Below are 18,301 nucleotides of genomic sequence, written 5' to 3' on the forward strand. Positions count from 1 at the left end.
GCCTGGAGGTTCACGATGCAACCGCAGTCCCCCGACAAGACCACGACGGATCCCGTCGGCATACGGCAGTCCCCGCAGGCGCAGCCGCCGTTGCCGCGGCACCGCCCCACACCACAGGCCACGACCATGGCGTTCGGCCCGCTGGCCGGCCAACTCCCCTGGGAGGACGGCGAGATCGCCTCACTGGAATTCCAACGGATCACCCTGCCCGCCGGCGCATCGACCGGCTGGCACTATCACCACGGTTCGCTGCTGACCACCGTGCAACAAGGAACCCTGCGCCGCCAACTGCCCGACGGACGCGCCACCCTCCACCCAGCCGGCACGAGCTTCGTCGAACCACCCGGCCCCTGCAACGTCCACACCGGCGACAACCCCGGCAGCATCCCCGTCGTCCTGTGGTGCCTGTTCCTCCTCCCGCCAGGCAGCCCACTCTCGGTGCCAGTGCCAGTGCCAGTGCCAGTGCCAGTGCCAGTGCCGGAACGGCCGGCGGGCTGACTGCGGCGGGTGTCCGCCCGGGGGACCGCGTCGGCCTGCTGATGCCCGCGGGCCCGTCATGCGGTGACGGCTTCCTGAGTCAGGACCGGGGCTTTGTCTCTGCCGGAGCATGCGAGGGCTTCTGCGGCGGAGCCCCTGCGGGCATGATTAGTCAAGTCAGACAACAAATAGGTCCGGCGCCTGCCGGACCCGATGGAGCAAGGCGGCCGGACATGACGGAACGATTCACGCCCACCCCCGGCGACAAGTTCAGCTTCGGCCTGTGGACGGTCGGTTGGCAGGGCAGGGACCCGTTCGGGGACGCCACCCGCGCCGCCCTCGACCCGGTTGAGTCCCTTCAGCGGCTTGCGGAACTGGGGGCGTACGGCGTCACTTTCCACGACGACGATCTGATCCCCTTCGGCGCGAGCGACACGGCGCGCGAAGCACACGTCAAGCGGTTCCGGCAGGCGCTGGAGGCCACCGGCCTCACCGTCCCGATGGCCACCACCAACCTCTTCACCCACCCGGTCTTCAAGGACGGCGCCTTTACCGCCAATGACCGCGACGTGCGGCGCTACGCACTGCGCAAGACGCTCCGCAACATCGACCTGGCTGCCGAACTGGGCGCCGCGATCTACGTCGCCTGGGGCGGCCGCGAGGGCGCCGAGTCCGGCGCCGCCAAGGACGTACGCACCGCGCTCGACCGCATGAAGGAGGCGTTCGATCTGCTGGGCCAGTACGTCCTGGAGCAGGGCTACGACATCCGCTTCGCGATCGAGCCCAAGCCCAATGAGCCGCGGGGTGACATCCTGCTGCCCACCGTCGGCCACGCCCTCGCCTTCATCGAGCGGCTGGACCGCCCGGAGCTGTACGGCGTCAATCCGGAGGTCGGGCACGAGCAGATGGCCGGGCTCAACTTCCCGCACGGCGTAGCCCAGGCCCTGTGGGCGGACAAGCTCTTCCACATCGACCTCAACGGCCAGTCCGGTATCAAGTACGACCAGGACCTCCGGTTCGGTGCAGGTGACCTGCGCGCCGCCTTCTGGCTCGTCGACCTCCTGGAGAGCGCCGGTTACCAGGGACCCCGCCACTTCGACTTCAAACCTCCGCGCACCGAGGACTTCGACGGGGTGTGGGCCTCCGCCGCAGGCTGTATGCGCACCTATCTGATCCTCAAGGAGCGCGCCGCCGCCTTCCGCGCCGATCCGCTGGTGCGGGAGGCGCTGCGCGCCGCCCGTCTGGACGACCTCGCCCGGCCCACCGCGGAGGACGGACTCGCCGCGCTGCTCGCCGACCGGAACGCCTACGAGGAGTTCAATGCCACCGCCGCCGGCGAACGCGGCATGGCCTTCGAGCAGTTGGACCAGCTGGCCATGGAGCACCTGCTGGGCGCGTGCTGACCTTGGGATCCCGGTCGCCGGGGCGAGCGAGTCGCCCCCGTCAGCACGCGGCGTACGCGACGGGGTCGGCAACCACGTCCCGGACGACCCCCGCGGCGGCTCCGCGCGCCGCGTCGCCCGCCAGCGACGATGCGCGCAGCCGGCCGCTCCCGGCGGACCAGAGCCCGGACACCACCAGGCGTGCCAACTCACCCTCCGCCGCCGGCCCCAGCCACGGAACCAGGTCTCGGTAGACGCCGCCGAGCACCACCGCGTCCGGGTCGAGGAGGTTCACCGCCCCCGACAGCGCCCGGCCCAGTGCCGTGCCGGCCTCGCGCAGCGTGGCCAGTGCCCGCTCGTCACCGTCGGCGGCCCGCCGTGCCAACTCGGCGATGCCCGGGGCTCCCGCGTCCTCGTTGATCCCGGCCGCCCGCAGCAGCGCCGACTGCCCCGCGTACCGCTCCAGGCAGCCCCGTGAGCCGCACCGGCAGGCAGGGCCCGCCGCATCGACGACCACATGCCCGATCTCACCGGCGAAACCGTGCGCGCCACGTAGGAGTTCACCGCCGATGACCAGGGCGCCGCCGACACCGATCTCGCCCGAGAGGTAGAGGAAGCTGGACAGGTCGTCCATGCCGCCGAACCACAGCTCGGCCAATGCCGCCAGATTCGCCTCGTTCTCGGAACTCACCCGGAGCGCGGACCGGTCCGGCGCCAGCGCCGCCAGCGTCTTCTTGAACAACCCTTCCGCCGCGACCTGTCGCCAGCCCAGGTTTGGCGCCTGCCGCACCCTTCCGGCGGAGACCAGACCGGGCAGCGCCAGCCGTACTCCCACCGGGCGCAACTCCTGCTCGCCCGCCGAGGCCAGCGCCCGCGTCGTGATCCGGGCGGCACGCTCCAACACCTCGGCGGGTGGGGCGCCTTGGTTGTCCCGGTGCTCGGTCAGCCGCACCCGGTCCGTCCCCGCCAGATCCACCACACAAACCGACACATAGTCGACGTTGATCTCCACACCGGCCCCGGCAACGCCGGTGCGCGCCATCGTGAGCATGGTGCCCGGCCGCCCGGCCTGGCCGCTGGACGTCTTGCCGGACTCGGAGAGAAACCCGGCCGCCAGCAACTGCTCGACGAGCGAGGAGACCGCGGCCTTGGTGAGCCCGACGCGTGCCGCGACCGCGGCCCGGGTCGCTGCGCCCTCGTTGCGGATCGCCCCCAGCACCAGACTCAGATTGTGCCGCCGCATACCGTCCCGGCCGGCCTTGCTCACGAGCGGTGTGAAGGCGCTGTTCATCACGCCGGCGAGCCTATGCGATACGTGTACGGCACGGAGATCCGCGTGGTCCCTACCGGGTTCGCCACGCTCATGCCCTGCGCGGACAGCGGCACCACCAGCGCACGCCGCCAGGCCACCACCGACCCCGTGCCCCGACGGACGTCCGCAGCGGCCGCTGCCCCTCTTCGTCGTCGATCTCACGGGCGTGCACGCGTTCTGCCACCGCAACAGCATGACGTCGCGGTGTTCAGGCACGTGGCGGGAGGCTGGAGATCTCTTTCCTGGCGCGGCGGCGGACGCCGATCGGCAGCTGTGGAGCCGACTGCTCGGCCTCTTCCCACTCCGACGACGTGACGTCGACGTCTGCCTCGGTCACCCGGTCCCGGTTCGCCAGCCGCAGTTCGACCTGTCGACGGAGGGTCGCGTAGCGCACGGCGGCTGCTCGGTGGCGCGAGGCGAGTTCGGGATAGTTCCAGACGAGTTGCCCGGCACTGAGCGCGGCCGTCAGCAGGCTGGAGGCGCCGGCCACCACACGAACTCCGTTCAGGCTGGAGGCCGAGAGCGAGGCGAAGAGCGTTGTTCCGACGACCGCGGACAGCATGGCTGTGGTGATCCCGGTGAGGCGGTTCCAGTGGTTGAATCGCTCCGAGGCGATGTTGTGCGCCACATGGAGCATCTGTAAGCCCCAGGCCCAACGCTCCAGTATCTCAACGTGGTCCGGAGAACCGCCATCTTCCACCACATGCCCCCGACTCGACAGCCGCGCCCAGTGCGCACCCACCGTCCCGCCCGACGGTGAAACGACTGTCAAGGGCGCACCGCAGGTCGCCGTCTCATCGTGGGGCATGTCATCGTACGTCAAGCCCCCAATTGCCTTGGCTGGCAAGGCGGAGGGCGAACCTTGCCTGATGCGGAGTCGGCTGCCTAGCTGAGTGTCTTGAGCGCCGTGGCGTCGTACGGCTTCAGTTCCTCGGATCGGTTTGTCAGGATCTTTGCTGCCCACTGCGGGTCTTGGAGTAGGGCGCGGCCGACGGCGACCAGGTCGAACTCGTTGCGTTCCAGGCGGTCGAGGAGGTTGTCGATGCCCTTGATGGGGGCTCCTTCGCCTTGGAAGCCGCGCAGGAAGTCGCCGTCGAGGCCGACGGAGCCGACGGTGATGGTGGGCTTGTCGGTGAGTTTCTTGGTCCAGCCTGCCAGGTTCAGGTCGGAGCCTTCGAACTCGGGGTGCCAGTAGCGGCGGGTGGAGGCGTGGAAGGCGTCGACGCCGGCCGCGGCGAGCGGGGCGAGGATCGCTTCGAGTTCTGTCGGGCTTTCGGCCAGCCGTGCGTCGTAGACGTCCTGCTTCCACTGCGAGTAGCGGAAGATGACCGGGAAGTGGGGGGAGACGGTTTCGCGGATTGCGGCGACGATTTCGGCGGCGAAGGCCGTGCGGGCCACGGGGTTGCCGCCGTAGGTGTCGGTGCGGTGGTTGGTGCCGGCCCACAGGAACTGGTCGAGGAGGTAGCCGTGGGCGCCGTGGAGTTCGATGCCGTCGAAGCCGATGCGTTCGGCGGCCGCGGCGGCTTCGGCGAAGGCGCTGATGACGTCGTCGAGGTCGCGCCGGGTCATGGCCTTGCCGGTGCCTGCGGTGCCGTCGACGCGGAGGCCGGAGGGGCCGATGGCGGGGGCGTCGGCGTAGGGCGGCTCGCCCTGCTTGCGCACCATGCCGATGTGCCACAGCTGCGGCACGATGGTGCCGCCCGCCGCGTGCACGGCCTGGGCGACCTTCGCCCATCCCGCCAGCTGCTCTTCGCCGTGGAAGCGCGGTATGCGGTCGCTGGACCCGGCGGATTCGTGGTTGACGTAGGTGCCTTCGGTGATGATCAGGCCGACGCCCGCGGCGGCGCGGCGGGCGTAGTAGGACTGCACGTCTTCTCCGGGGATGCCATCTGGGGAGAACATGCGGGTCATCGGTGCCATCGCGATGCGGTTCGGGACGGTCAGGCCGTTCAGCGCGACCGGCCGGGAGAGGATCTCGGCCGCGCGCGAGGCGGAGGACGGAGTGACGGTCATGGAGTGCTCCTTGTACGTATCAGTAGGTGTGGGTATCGGGCATTGAAGGGGCGGAGGGCGACTGCCCCGGCGGTCACGGCGTGTCCTCTGTCCGGCGAGCTGCCTTGTGCTCCCGGACACCGCCGTCTACTGCGCCGCCGGGTATGCCAGTTCCATGTCGAAGCCGTCCGTACCGTGGCTCTCGACGGCCAGCGGTGACGCCACGGGTGGGTAGCCGCTGGCGATGAGCGAGTACTCGCCCGCGGTCAGGTCGGTGAAGGCGTACCCGCCGTCGGCGTCCGTGAGGGTGGTGCGCACCACGTTCCCGGCGGCGTCGACCAGCGTCAGTCGGGCATCGGGCAGCGGACGGCCACCCTCCCCGGCGCGTACGGTGCCCCGCACCTGCGCACCGTCCGCTCCCGCGGCGCGGGGGAGTCGGACACCGTACGCGACCGGTATGGCCGCCGCCATGACCGGTGTGGCTCGCGGCTCGTGGCCGTCGGCGGCGGCGATCAGGACATACGGGCCACTGGCCGGGGCGTCCAGCGCGTACCGGCCGTCGGGCTGGGAGAGCGTGCGGCCCACCTGCCGCCCGTCCGGCGAGATGAGGGTGAGGGCGACACCGCCCAACACCTCGCCGTCGGCGTCCCGCACCAGCCCGTGGAACCCGGACCCGGCCTGGACGGCATCGGCCTGGCCGGCAGGCGCCGGAGTCGGATCGGCAATGACCTTCTCCACTACGGGAGTTGACGAGGCGTCCGCGCTTGCCTTGCTCGCCTCGACGGCTCGGGGGCCGTGCTGTCCGCGCAGGCCGAGCCAGCTGATCACCGCGACCAGCGCGAAGGCGACGGCCCCGATGGCGAAGGTGAGGGTGAACCCGGGTTCGGCGGGCAGCGGCGGAACGCCCGCCGGCAGGTGCTCGATGGTCTTGGACGCCAGGATCGTGGTGACGATGGCGCTGCCGATCGCACTGCCGGTGGAGCGGGAGATCGAGTTGATGCCGTTGGCGATGCCGCTCTGGTGGTGCGGGACGCTCGCCATGATGACGGCGGGCATGGCGGCGTAGCCGAAGCTGACGGCCGCGCCGGTCAGGAGGCCGGCTCCGATCACCGAGGCGGTGTGGCCGTGGTCGAGGGCCAGCCAGCCGAAGCCGACGGCGCCGAACACCGCGGCCACACCGAGCACGTACCGGGGGCCGCGGTGGCGGACGAGCTGTCCGCCGATGGGCGAGGCGAGCAGGGAGATGATCGCGCCCGGCAGCAGGAACTGGACGGATGCCCGCAGGATGGACGCGTCGAAGCCGAAACCGGCGAGCGCCTTGGGCATCTGCACGAGGTAGGAGACACCGAGGAAGTTGGCGAACATGCCGAAGCCGACGAAGACGCCGGCGAGGTTGGCCATGAGGACCGGGCGGTGGATGAACATCCCCATGTCGACGAGGGGCTCGCGGACCTTGAGCTCGGTCAGGACCCAGACCGCGGTCATGACCGCCGCGCCGGCGAAGGTGCCCAGCGTACGGCCGGAGGCCCAGCCCCACTCGTGGCCCTGGGAGATCGGCAGCAGGAGCAGCAGCAGGGCGATGCCGAGGGTGAGGGCGCCGAGGAAGTCGGTGCGTCCGCCGGTCTTGTGCCGGGTCGCCGGGACGAGGAAGACGACGGCGAGCAGGGCGAGGACCGCGAAGCCGGTGGCCATCCAGAAGGCGTTGCGGTAATCGGCGTCGGCGCCGGAGGTGAGCAGGCCCGTGGCGACGAGCGCCAGCCCGCTGCCGAACGCCAGAGTGCCGCTGACCAGGGCCATGGCGCCGGGCAGCTTCTGCGGCCGAACCTCTTCACGCAGGACGGAAAGGGCCAGCGGGAAGATCGCGGTGGCGGCCCCCTGGAGCACCCGGCCCAGGATCAGCAGCGGCAGCGTGCTCGCGACCGCGGCGATGACGGAGCCCGCGACCATGACGACGAGCACGGCCACCAGGGTGGGCTTCTTGCCGTGCTGATCGCCGAAGCGGCCGAGCAGCGGGGTGAAGACGGCGGCGGACAGCAGGGTGGCGGTGGTCACCCAGCTGACATTGGCGGTCGAGGTGCCAAGGTCATTCCGGATCAGGCCCAGGATCGGGACGGGCAAGGTCTGCATCATCGACACGACCATCGCGGCAAGGCTCAGGGCGAAGATGATGAGCGTCTCGTTCCGCCGCCCTGCGGCGGGGGCGGATGCGGCGTGGCTCATGACTGACGGGGACCTTTTCGGTGCTTCAGGCCATAGATGTTTCATGGCATCAAGTATTTCCGTAGACGGTAGACCCCAATAGTTAAGAAGGTCAAGTAAACAATTGATGACATGAAGCACCTTGGGTACGCTCCTGCCATGAGCACCGCCGCCCCACAGGCACCGACCAAGCTGCAGCTGCTGGAACTGCTCGCCGCCATCGGTGCCGCCCAATGGCGCGATTTCGCGGCCACCGCCGCCCACCACGGCCTCACCGCCATGCAGGCGAAGGTCCTCGCCCGGCTCGACGGCCCGCTGCCGATGCGTGGCCTGGCTGCCCTGCTGGTGTGCGACGCGTCGAACGTCACGGGGATCGTGGACCGCCTGGAGGCCCGCGACCTGGTCCGCCGCGCGGCCGACCCTACGGACCGTCGGGTGAAGCACGTCGTCGCGACCGACGCGGGCCGCGAGATCATCCGCCGCGTGCGCGAGGAGATGCAGGGGACGCACGGCACCCTCGACGCCCTGAGCGACGTGGAGGGCGCGACGCTCTACGCCCTACTGGAACGCTTGCAGCCGACGAGGGAGAAGGGCGCCTGACGCCTGCGCCTCGTGCCTGGCGCCGGCGAGTGCAAGCGGTTCCACTCGAAGATCTTGCCGCCGTAGTGCCGCAAGCCCCCGAAGACCTCGGAGGCGCTGCTGCCTTGGCTCTGCCTGCACGGCCTGTCGTCCGGCGACTTCGTCATCGCGGTGTCCATCGCCAGCCTGGCGGTGCACCATGCTCCGGCTGCCAGCCGGAGTCAGGTTTTTCCCGGAGCCCTGAAAGCATCGCTCCCGCCCGGCAGTTCGCGTGTGACTCGTCCTTCGCTGGTTCACCGCGTGCGGCTACGAGCCCTTGTGTTCGTTGCTGTTCTACACAACACTCTGACTGCAACAGAAACGCTCACCATTGAACATGTCCGAGTCTTGGGGCGCGACCGGTCGAGTCGAGGAGAGCAGACATGACGCAGTTCAGCCGACGTAGATTCCTGGGCGCGGCCATGGCGGGGGCCGCTTCTGTGGGCGTCCCTCTGGGCAGCTGCCGTACGGCCTTCGCCCAGGCCGTGAGCCCGAGGGGGCTCACCATCCGTGGAAACGAATTCCTGCTGGACGGCAAGCCGTTCCGCATCCTCTCGGGGGCCTTCCACTACTTCAGGACGCACCCCAAGGACTGGCGCGACCGGCTGACGCGCATGCGGGCCATGGGCCTGAACACGGTGGAGACCTACGTCGCCTGGAACTTCCACCAACCGTACGAGAGGAAAGCCGACTTCACCGGATGGCGCGACGTCGCCGCCTTCGTGCGGACCGCGCACGAGGTCGGACTGAAGGTGATCGTGCGACCGGGGCCGTACATCTGCGCGGAATGGGACTTCGGTGGCCTGCCCGCCTGGCTCCTGAAGGACAAGGACGCACCGCTGCGCCGTTCCGACCCCGCCTACGAGCGCGCGGTCGACGCCTGGTTCGCCGAACTGCTGCCCCACTTCGTCGATCTCCAGGCCACGCGCGGCGGGCCCGTCATCGCCATGCAGGTCGAGAACGAGTACGGCAGCTACGGCGACGACCACGCGTACCTGGAACATCTGCGGGACACCATGCGGGCGCAGGGCGTGGACAGCCTGCTGTTCTGCTCCAACGGTGCCACTCGGCAAGCGCTGGAGGACGGCAGTCTCCCCGATCTCCTGTCCACCGTGAACTTCGCCGGGGACCCCACCGGTCCCTTCGCCGAGCTGCGTGAATTCCAGCCGGACAAGCCCCTGTTCTGCACGGAGTTCTGGGACGGCTGGTTCGACCACTGGGGCGAGCGCCACCACACCACCGACCCGGCGCGGACCGCCGCCGACGTGGAGAAGATCCTCGAAGCGGGAGCGTCGGTCAACTTCTACATGGCGGTGGGCGGAACGAACTTCGGCTGGTCCGCGGGCGCCAATCTCAGCGGTAGCGCCTATCAGCCCACCGTCACCAGCTACGACTACGACGCCCCGATCAGTGAATCCGGCGAACTCACCGAGAAGTTCCACAAGGTGCGTGAGGTGCTCGCCAAATACACCACGCTGCCGGCCACGCCCCCGCCCGCCACACCACGCCGGATGCCGGCCCAGAGGGTCGTCGTCCGCGAGTCGGTGCCGCTGATGGACGTCCTCGATGCACTGAGCGGCGCTCCGGTGCGACGTACCACCCCCGTCCATATGGAGGCCCTCGGGCAGCCGCACGGACTGATCCACTACCGCACTCGGGTGCGTGGGCCGCAGGAGACCAAGGGCCTGAGGATCACGGGGCTGGGCGACCGTGCGCTGGTGTTCGGCGACGGCAAACGGATCGGCACCTTCGACCGCAACCAGCCGGGCCACTCGGTCGACTTCACCGTGGCCGGCGCGTCCAGCACCCTCGACTTCCTGGTGGACCCCACCGGGCGGGTCAACTTCGGCCAGGGCCTCAACGACCCGAAGGGAATCAGCGGCAAGGTACTCCTCGACGACGAAGAACTGCGCGACTGGGAGATCCGCCGACTGCCCCTGGACGACCTCTCGGCTCTGAAGTTCGGCAGCGGAGACACCCCGACCGGCCCCGCGTTCCACCGGGCCCGGGTCCAGGTCGACACCCCCGCGGACGGCTTCCTCGCCTTTCCGAGCTGGGACAAGGGCATGGTCTGGCTCAACGGGTTCGCGCTCGGTCGGTACTGGTCCCTCGGGCCACAGGTCACCCTGTACGCGCCGAGCCATCTGTGGCGCAGGGGGCCGAACGAGCTCGTCGTGCTGGAGATGGAGCGGACCGGAGACCGGATCGAAGTACGGTCTGCGCCCGATGTCGGCTAGCTGACGTAGTTCTGGTAAGCGGCCCTGGGGCACTCCGGTGGAACGCCAGAGCTTCGACGCGCCGTGGCCGGGGGAGTGGCCGGAGCTGCGGCGGAAGTGCCCGATGGCGCAGGCGCTCAACGCCGAGGGACATGCGCGCTGGCGGCGGATGATCGGCAAGTGGTTCACGGCCAGGCGGATGCAGGCGCTGGTGCCGAAGATCGAGGCGACGGCCGAGCGACTCATCGACGACATGCTGGCGCACGGGCACCCAGCGGACCTGGTGGCCCATCTGGCCTTCCCGCTGCCCGTGTTCGTGATCTGCGACATGCTCGGCGTCCCGGAGAGTGACCGGGACGATTTCAAGCACTGGTCGGATGCCTTCCTCAACCTGTCGAAGTACACCGCGGCCGAAATGGCAGCGGCCCACCGGAACTTCGGCGCGTACATGTCCACCCTGATCGCCGACAAGCGGACGGACCCCCAGGACGATCTGATCAGCCAGCTGATCGTCGCGACGGATACCGAGGGGCAGCCGATGTCGGATGCCGCCCTGGCCGCCACCGGGCAGGCGCTGCTGCTGGCCGGCCATGAAACCACCGCCGGATTCCTCACCACGATGACGGCCGTGCTGCTCGCCGACCGGCGGCACTGGCAGCGACTTCTGGAGGACCGCTCACTGATCCGCCCGGCCGTGGAGGAGGTGCTCCGGTTCGAGCCGTACACCGGCTTCGGCATGCTCCGCTACGTCCATCAGGACACCGAACTGCCCAGCGGTGAGGTGCTGACCGGTGGCACCACCGTGGTGTGCAGCATGGCCGCGGCCAACCGGGACGCAGGCGCCTTCGAGGGCGCCGACGAGATGGACCCGGCCCGCACCCCCAACGCGCACCTCGCCTTCGGCGCCGGGCCGCACTCCTGCCTGGGCCAGCCGCTGGCCCGCACCGAGCTACAGACCGTGCTGGGCGTGCTGCTGCGCCGCCTGCCCACCCTCGACCTCGCCGTCGACCCCGCGGACCTGCATCGCGTCGAGGGACTCATCACCACCCCGTTGCGCGAACTCCCCGTGAGGTGGTGAGCATGGCCGTCAAGTCAGCGCGTACGGAGCGGGCAGCCCAGACCCGTGAGGTGATCATGGCTGCGGCGGTGCGGCTCTTCGCCGAACACGGACTGGCGGAGGTGTCGAGCCGTCAGATCAGCGAGGCCGCGGGGCAGGGCAACAACACCGCAGTGGGTTACCACTTCGGCACCAGGAACGACCTGGTCCGCGCGATCATCCGCAAGCACGCCGAGGCAACCGAACGGATCCGGCAGCGCATGCTCGGCGAGATCGGAGAGAGCAACGACGTACGGGGCTGGGTGAGCTGCCTGGTCCGCCCGACATCCGAGCATCTGGCCACACTCGGCAGTCCCTCGTGGTACGCCCGCTTCGCCGTCCAGGTGATGAGCGATCCGGTGCTGCGGGTGATCATCGAGGACGAGGCCCTCACCAGAGCGCCGCTACGGCAGACCCTGGACGGACTGGGCCGCTGCCTCCCCGAACTACCCGCACACGCACGTGCCGAGCGCGCCGCGATGATGCGCCATCTGATCATGCACACCTATGCCGAGCGCGAACGCGCCCTGGCCGCGGGGACCACCCCGCTCCAGCCCGCGTGGGAGGACACGGCCCTCGCACTGACCGACGCGATCGTTGGCCTGCTGCTCGCGCCCGTCACCCCACGGCCCGACCGTCCGTGAAGCTCCGGCCCACAGGGCCTGGTCTGCGAAGGAGACGCCGCGATGAAGATCACCGTCGCTGAGGACCATTGCTGTGGTGCCGGTCAGTGCGTGCTGATCGCGCCGGAGGTGTTCGACCAGCGCGAGGAGGACGGCATCGTCATCCTGCTCGACGCCGAACCGCCCGTGGAACAGCACGCCGCGGTGCGCGAGTCGGCGAGCGTCTGCCCCGCCGCCGCGATCGTGCTGGACGAGTCCGCATGAGCACGTCGCCGGCCGGCGTCCTGGTGGTCGGCGCCTCGGCCGCCGGGCTCGGCACGGTCGAAGCCCTGCGCCGCACGGGCTAGCAGCGCACGCTGACCGTACGCGGGCGGGCCGGGACCACGGCCCCGGCCGCGCCCCGCCGCAGCCCGGTCACCGGGGTCCGTACCCGGTGTCCGGGCGACTCGGCGACCTGTACGGCAATGCCGGATGCTGTTGGTCGGCTGCGTCCCGCTCATCCTCGGGTCGGCCCTGTGCGGCGTCGCCGACTCCACAGTCGCGCTGGTGGACTGGCCTCAGCCCCGCAGCTCCGTCAGGAACTCGATCAGTGCGGTGTTCACTTCCTCGGGCCGCTCCTGCTGGGTCCAGTGGCCGCAGCCCCGCAGCGCGATCGGCTCCCGGCGCAGGTTGGGCATCAACTGCGGGAGTTTCGGGATGAGTTCGGGTGTACCGGGGAACGCCGGGACCAGGTCACGGTCACCGTACACATACAGTGCGGGCGGACTGACGACCGCGCCGCGCCAGGCGGCGGTCAGCTCCCAGTTGCGGTCCAGGTTGCGGTACCAGTTCAAGGCGCCGGTGAAGCCCTTGGTGTAGCTCTCGGTGAGTTCGTCCAGGTCCTGCTCGGTGAGCCAGTCCGGGAGTACCTCGGGGTCGGTCATGTCCGCGAGCCAGCCGCGCGCCGGGTCGGCCACCAGGGCCTGGTCGGGGCGGCCGGCGCCGGGGGCGTCACCGGAGGCGGAGTAGAACAGCTTGCGCAGGGCGGTACGGGTGTCCTTGGCGAACTCGGCGTCGGCGACCCCAGGCCGGTTGAAGTAGTTCCAGTAGAACCGTCCGCCGAACCGTTCCTGCATGGCCGCGAGCGGCGGGCGCTCGCCGCGGAAGGGCGGCGGCACACTCAGCCCCGCTACCCCGCGCACCACATCGGGCCGCAACAACGCGGTGTGCCAGGCCACCGGTGCGCCCCAGTCGTGCCCGACGACGAACGCCTCCTTCTCGCCCAAGGCATGGATCAGCCCGATCACGTCCCCGACGAGGTGGAGGATGCTGTACGCCTCCACGTCCTCCGGGTGGTCACTGCGGCCGTATCCGCGCTGGTCGGGGGCGACCACATGGAACCCGGCGGCGGCCAGCGGGGCGAACTGGTGGCGCCAGGAGTGCCAGGACTCGGGGAAGCCGTGCAGCAGCACGACTAGTGGCCCCTCACCCGCCTCCGCGATGTGCAGCCGGATACCGTTCACGTCGATCATGCGATGCTCAACCACGGGGCGAGCATACTCCTGTGCCGTACATGCAATTGCTGACGCGCCCTGGCCCGCGCTGTCGTGCCTGAACAGCTCTGCGCTGTCGTGCCCGAACGGCTTCGCCTGCCGTGCGTCCGGTTGCCGTTGGGTGCGCCGACGTACGCCTTGACGCGTGGTTGGCGCGTTGGCCGTGCCGGGATGAGGGCGGTGGCGATCTCGGCGTGGGCGCGTCGGAGCGTCCACCGGCCGCGGGTCCGCCCCCTGCGCACCCCTCAGATCTCCAGGTGCCACGAGCCGAAATCGCGGGGTCAAGTGGCGCACGAGGGGGTATGCAATTCCCGTTCTCCCGTGGTCACTTGACGTTCCGTCGTCGAGTCGGCAGGGTTCACCGGACTCGGGATGAGAGCACTCTCATGCCGGATGCCGCTCCATCGAACTCCTCATCACCCCCCACTGCGCCGAGGAGAGAACGTCATGAGCATGAGAAGAGGTGCGGTGCTCTGGGTCGCGAGCGCCGCGATTCTCACCACGTGCGCCCTCGCCTTCCCCGCGGCCTCCGTGGGGGCAGCGGCTGCTCCTGCGAGACATGCCCCTGCCTTCGAGGAAGTCTGGCGTACGGACTTCGACGGCGCCGCCGGATCGACTCCCTCCACCGACGATTGGATCATCGACACCGGTACCGGCTACCCGGGAGGCCCGCCCAACTGGGGCACCGGTGAGCATCAGACGTACACCGACCGCCCGGAGAACCTTCAGCTCGATGGTGCGGGTCACCTCAAGATCACCGCGCAACGGGACGGTGCCGCCTGGACCTCGGGCCGCATCGAGACCCGGCGCACCGACTTCGCGGCCCCGGCCGGGGGCAAGCTCCGGATCGAGGCGGGCATCCGGGTGCCCGATGTCTCCGGCGGCGCCGCGCTCGGTTACTGGCCGGCGTTTTGGACGTTGGGCGCCGACTACCGCGGCAACTACCAAAACTGGCCGGGCATCGGCGAGTTCGACATCATGGAGAACGCCAACGGCCTCAACAAGGTCTGGGGCACCCTGCACTGCGGCGTCAACCCCGGCGGGCCGTGCAACGAGACCCAGGGCAAGAGCAGTTCCCGAGACTGCCCGGGCAGTGCCTGTCAGGCCGGATTCCACACCTATGCGCTGGAGCTCGACCGCACCAACCCGGCCGCCGAGGCGCTGCACTGGTACGTCGACGGGCAGCAGTTCCACACCGTCATCGCCTCCGAGATGGACGCCGACACCTGGGCGAAGGCCACCCACCACGGCCACTTCCTGCTGCTCAACCTCGCGATGGGCGGGGCGTTCCCGGACGGCGTGGCGGGCTCACCCACCCCCACCGACGCCACCAAGCCCGGCGCCTCGATGCTCGTCGACCACGTTGCGGTCTCCGTGCAGCAGCCCACCGCCGCCCACACCGGACCCGCCGCCCCCACCGCTGGGCACGCCAGGCAAGCAGCTACCTCGTGATCACCGGCCGCGCCTCGCTTGGACTGGGCTGTGCCGCTTGCCGTGAGCGGTATCGCCACCGTCCAACTGCCCCGATGTCCGGCCGCCTCCACACCGCGTCCGGCAGCAGGCTGCCGGCGCAGCGGGGGCCGTTGGTGTTGCGGTGGCGGCCCGGGCGGCGGGCCACCGATAAGTGCGCCGATGGCTCAAGGCCGGAAAGCGTCGAAGCCGGCGCTGCGGCGGTTGTCAGGTGTTGGTGATGCGGCCGAGTTCGAGCACGTCGACCATCCCTGAGTCGGCCGTGTAGGCGGTCTGGCCGCCGTCGACCGTCAGACAGCTGCCGGTGGTGTTCAGTGACGCTCGCCGGCCAGGTAGATGGCGGCGCCGACGATCTCTTCGGGTCGGCCCCACCGGCCGGCCGGGATCCGGAACTCAGGCTCCCTTCCTGCCCGTCCCCGGGCTCTGCCCGCTGCGCGCGACTGGTGGCCACCGAGCGCTCCATCCCCTTCGAGACCTCTTGACGCCCCCTACTGTGAGCGTTAACAATCGCTCTCGTCACTGATCGGAGGGTCATGTCGCAGACCGCGGAGAGCTCCGGGCGCCGTCGGGCCCCCACGATGGCGGACGTCGCACAGCGGGCCGGGGTGTCGCATCAGACCGTGTCGCGGGTGCTCGGTGATCACCCCAACGTGCGGGAGTCGACGCGGGGCGAGGTGCTGCGGGCGATCGAGGAGCTGGGGTACCGGCGGAACTCGTCGGCCCGGGCGTTGGTGACCCGGCGGACCCGGACGCTCGGGGTGGTGGCGTCCAACCCCACGCTGTTCGGGCCGACCAGCACGTTGTTCGGTCTGGAGGAGGCGGCGCGGGCCGAGGGGTACATGGTGTCCGCCGTGACACTGCGCCGGTATTCGGCGACGGCCCTGAAGGAGGCGATCGACCACCTCAGTGACTGGGGGGTCGAGGGGATCGTCGTGATGGTGCCGCATCGGGAGGCGGTGGCGGCGCTGTCGGAACTGAAGCTGCCGTTCCCGGTCGTGACGGTGGAGGGCGGGCACGCACTGCCGATCCCCGGCGTTTCGGTGGACCAGGACCTGGGCGCACGCCTGGCCACGGGGCACCTGCTTGCCGCCGGGCACCGCACCGTGTGGCACGTGGCGGGGCCGCTGGACTGGTTGGAGGCCGAGGCCCGTGTGGACGGCTGGCGGGCCGTGCTCCAGGAGGCGGGGGCCGAGGTGCCGCCGCCGGTGGTGGGTGACTGGACGCCGCTGTCGGGGTACCGGGCCGGGCAGGAGCTGGCCGGGCGGGTGAGCGGCGTCGGGGCCCGCGGCGGCGCACCGTCCGTCACGGCGGTTTTCGTGGCCAACGACCAGATGGCGCTCGGCGTGCTGCGCGCGTTCCGGGAGGCCGGGCTCTCGGTGCCGGGACAGGTGGCCGTCGCCGGGTTCGACGACATTCCGGAGGCCGAGTTCTTCACCCCACCGCTGACCACCGTCCGCCAGGACTTCGCCGCGGTCGGCCAGGCCAGCATCCGTCTTCTGATCGACCAGTTGGAGTCCGGCGTCACCCGCCCCGACCAGCGAGTATCGATCGAACCGCGGCTGATCGTGCGCGCCAGTACCGCGTCCTGAGGAGTGCAGCCCCACACTCAGTAGGGGTTCCGGCGCCGGCTGGGACCTCCCGCATGTCTGGAGACAAGCATGACGACCGATTCGCTCGCCGTCACCGTCGGAGTTGACTTCGGCACGCTGTCCGGCCGCGCCCTCGTCGTCGCCGTCGAGGACGGTACGGAACTGGGCGGTGCGGTACACGAGTACGCCCATGGCGTGGTCGACCGCGCCCTGCCGGACGGCCCCGAGCTGCCGCCTGACTGGGCACTACAGCTGCCCCGCGACTGGCGTGATGTCCTGCGGTTCGCGGTGCCCCGGGCGCTCCAGGCCGCCGGCGTCCGACCCGACCAAGTCATCGGCGTGGCAACCGACTTCACCTCCTGTACCGTCCTGCCGGCAACCGCCGACGGCACCCCGTTGTGCGAGCTGCCGCACTTCGCCCGCCGCCCGCACGCGTACCCCAAGCTGTGGCGCCACCACGCCGCCCAGCCCGAGGCCGACCTGATCGTGCGGCGCGCCGAGGTGACCGGGCAGCGCTGGCTGGGCCGGTACGGCGGGCGGATCTCCAGCGAGTGGCAGTTCGCCAAGGCGCTACAGGTCCTGCACGAGGATCCGGAGGTGTACGCGGCCGCGGACCGCTGGATCGAGGCCGCTGACTGGATCGTCTGGCAGCTCACCGGCTCGGAGAACCGCAACCTCTGCACGGCCGGGTACAAGGGGATGCACCAGGACGGTTCCTATCCGGACGCCGACTTCCTGACTCAACTCCACGCGGATTTCGGTGACTTCGTCGCCAAGCTCGACCATCCCCTGTCGGCTCTCGGGGCGCCCGCAGGCACACTCAGTGCCGCGGCCGCCGAGCTGACCGGTCTGCACGAGGGCACTGTGGTGGCGGTCGGCAACGTGGACGCCCATGTCACCAGTGCGGCCGCGCAGGCCCTGGAGCCCGGACACATGCTGGCCATCATGGGCACGTCGACCTGCCACATCATGAACTCCGACGTGCTCGCCGAAGTGCCCGGCATGTGCGGCGTGGTCCGCGACGGCGTGGTGCCGGGCCTGTATGGATACGAGGCGGGGCAGAGCGGGGTGGGCGACCTCCTCGCCTGGGCGGTGCGCACCGCCGCACCGCACGGGTACGCCGAGGAGGCCCGCCGGCGCGGGATCTCGCTGCACGAACTGCTGACCCGGAAGGCGGCCGGCCAACCCGTGGGCGGCCACGGCCTGTTGGCGCTGGACTGGCACAGCGGCAACCGCTCGGTGCTGGTCGACCACGCCCTGTCCGGACTGCTGATCGGCCTGACGCTGGACACCCGCCCCGAGGACATCTACCGCGCCCTGATCGAGGCGACCGCGTACGGGACGCGCACCATCGTGGAGGCGTTCGAACGGTCCGGGGTGCCGGTGCGGGAGTTCACCGCCGCGGGCGGGCTGCTGCGCAATCGGTTCCTGATGCAGACCTACAGCGACGTGCTGAACCGGCCCGTCAACGTGCTCTCCTCCGAACAAGGGCCCGCCCTCGGGGCCGCCGTGCACGCCGCGGTTGCCGCCGGCGCGTATCCCGACATCCATGCCGCGTCCGCCACAATGGGCCGGCTGGAGCGCCGTGCCTACCTGCCGGATCCGGCGCGCGCAGCTGGCTACGAGCGGCTGTACGCCGAGTACCGCGTGCTGCACGACCACTTCGGCCGCGGCGGCAACGAGGTGATGCACCGCCTGCGTGCCCTGCGCCGCACCGACTGACGAACCCGCCCGCAGAAGCTCGCGCCAGATTGTTAGCGCTCACATTCACCAGGTGAATGCTCATCCGCAGAAA

General features: G+C 70.2%; 15 protein-coding genes and 1 pseudogene. 11 read left to right on the forward strand and 5 right to left on the reverse strand.

What is annotated here, in order from left to right:
* The first annotated feature begins 15 nt into the window (after window positions 1-15).
* The gene (locus tag ACO0M4_RS16835) at window positions 16-498 is read left to right on the forward strand and encodes a cupin domain-containing protein (RefSeq protein ID WP_430371072.1); all 483 of its coding nucleotides are present in this window, start codon (window positions 16-18) and stop codon (window positions 496-498) included.
* Between the two features lie 212 nt (window positions 499-710).
* Window positions 711-1,880, forward strand: a complete 1,170-nt coding sequence (gene xylA / locus ACO0M4_RS16840; protein WP_430371074.1) for a xylose isomerase — start codon at window positions 711-713, stop codon at window positions 1,878-1,880.
* 40 nt (window positions 1,881-1,920) lie between these two features.
* Here the strand turns inward: xylA and ACO0M4_RS16845 are convergent, their stop codons facing one another.
* From ACO0M4_RS16845 to ACO0M4_RS16860, 4 genes are all read right to left on the reverse strand, one after another.
* Window positions 1,921-3,150 (reverse strand): ROK family protein, encoded by a 1,230-nt coding sequence (locus tag ACO0M4_RS16845; RefSeq protein ID WP_430371076.1) that lies wholly within the window; start codon window positions 3,148-3,150, stop codon window positions 1,921-1,923.
* Between the two features lie 229 nt (window positions 3,151-3,379).
* Window positions 3,380-3,913 carry an SLATT domain-containing protein gene (locus ACO0M4_RS16850; protein ID WP_430371419.1) on the reverse strand — a complete coding sequence of 178 codons (534 nt, stop codon included), beginning with the start codon at window positions 3,911-3,913 and terminating at the stop codon, window positions 3,380-3,382.
* 143 nt (window positions 3,914-4,056) lie between these two features.
* Window positions 4,057-5,184, reverse strand: a complete 1,128-nt coding sequence (locus ACO0M4_RS16855; RefSeq protein WP_430371077.1) for an NADH:flavin oxidoreductase — start codon at window positions 5,182-5,184, stop codon at window positions 4,057-4,059.
* Window positions 5,185-5,310: 126 nt separating this feature from the next.
* Entirely contained in the window at window positions 5,311-7,383 is a 2,073-nt protein-coding gene (locus ACO0M4_RS16860) for an MFS transporter (RefSeq protein ID WP_430371078.1), read from the reverse strand.
* Between the two features lie 138 nt (window positions 7,384-7,521).
* Here ACO0M4_RS16860 and ACO0M4_RS16865 point away from each other — a divergent pair, with 138 nt between their 5' ends.
* The 6 genes and pseudogenes from ACO0M4_RS16865 to ACO0M4_RS16890 all read left to right on the forward strand — a co-directional run bounded on the left by ACO0M4_RS16865 (window position 7,522) and on the right by ACO0M4_RS16890 (window position 12,179).
* Complete coding sequence (locus tag ACO0M4_RS16865) at window positions 7,522-7,962, forward strand: MarR family winged helix-turn-helix transcriptional regulator (RefSeq protein WP_430371079.1); 441 nt, start codon at window positions 7,522-7,524, stop codon at window positions 7,960-7,962.
* 24 nt (window positions 7,963-7,986) lie between these two features.
* Window positions 7,987-8,115: pseudogene (locus ACO0M4_RS16870) on the forward strand (IS256 family transposase); the annotation flags it as partial.
* A 248-nt stretch (window positions 8,116-8,363) separates the two neighbouring features.
* Window positions 8,364-10,217, forward strand: a complete 1,854-nt coding sequence (locus ACO0M4_RS16875; RefSeq protein WP_430371080.1) for a glycoside hydrolase family 35 protein — start codon at window positions 8,364-8,366, stop codon at window positions 10,215-10,217.
* Between the two features lie 37 nt (window positions 10,218-10,254).
* Window positions 10,255-11,274, forward strand: coding sequence for a cytochrome P450 (locus tag ACO0M4_RS16880; RefSeq protein ID WP_430371082.1), 1,020 nt, complete (start codon window positions 10,255-10,257; stop codon window positions 11,272-11,274).
* A 2-nt stretch (window positions 11,275-11,276) separates the two neighbouring features.
* Window positions 11,277-11,936, forward strand: coding sequence for a TetR/AcrR family transcriptional regulator (locus ACO0M4_RS16885; RefSeq protein ID WP_430371083.1), 660 nt, complete (start codon window positions 11,277-11,279; stop codon window positions 11,934-11,936).
* Window positions 11,937-11,978: 42 nt separating this feature from the next.
* Window positions 11,979-12,179 (forward strand): ferredoxin, encoded by a 201-nt coding sequence (locus ACO0M4_RS16890; protein ID WP_430371085.1) that lies wholly within the window; start codon window positions 11,979-11,981, stop codon window positions 12,177-12,179.
* A gap of 293 nt (window positions 12,180-12,472) precedes the next feature.
* Here the strand turns inward: ACO0M4_RS16890 and ACO0M4_RS16895 are convergent, their stop codons facing one another.
* Window positions 12,473-13,426: an alpha/beta fold hydrolase gene (locus ACO0M4_RS16895; protein WP_430371420.1), complete on the reverse strand. Its 954-nt coding sequence runs from the start codon at window positions 13,424-13,426 to the stop codon at window positions 12,473-12,475.
* Window positions 13,427-13,894: 468 nt separating this feature from the next.
* On the opposite strand from ACO0M4_RS16895, the gene ACO0M4_RS16900 reads away from it, so the two are divergent.
* From ACO0M4_RS16900 to araB, 3 genes are all read left to right on the forward strand, one after another.
* Window positions 13,895-14,899: a glycoside hydrolase family 16 protein gene (locus ACO0M4_RS16900; protein ID WP_430371086.1), complete on the forward strand. Its 1,005-nt coding sequence runs from the start codon at window positions 13,895-13,897 to the stop codon at window positions 14,897-14,899.
* A 551-nt stretch (window positions 14,900-15,450) separates the two neighbouring features.
* Window positions 15,451-16,506: a LacI family DNA-binding transcriptional regulator gene (locus ACO0M4_RS16905; RefSeq protein ID WP_430371088.1), complete on the forward strand. Its 1,056-nt coding sequence runs from the start codon at window positions 15,451-15,453 to the stop codon at window positions 16,504-16,506.
* Window positions 16,507-16,575: 69 nt separating this feature from the next.
* Window positions 16,576-18,228, forward strand: a complete 1,653-nt coding sequence (araB, locus tag ACO0M4_RS16910) for a ribulokinase (RefSeq protein WP_430371089.1) — start codon at window positions 16,576-16,578, stop codon at window positions 18,226-18,228.
* Window positions 18,229-18,301 lie beyond the last annotated feature (73 nt).

Origin of the sequence: Streptomyces sp. RGM 3693, from assembly GCF_050471125.1 — a bacterium.
Taxonomy (GTDB): Bacteria; Actinomycetota; Actinomycetes; order Streptomycetales; family Streptomycetaceae; genus Streptomyces.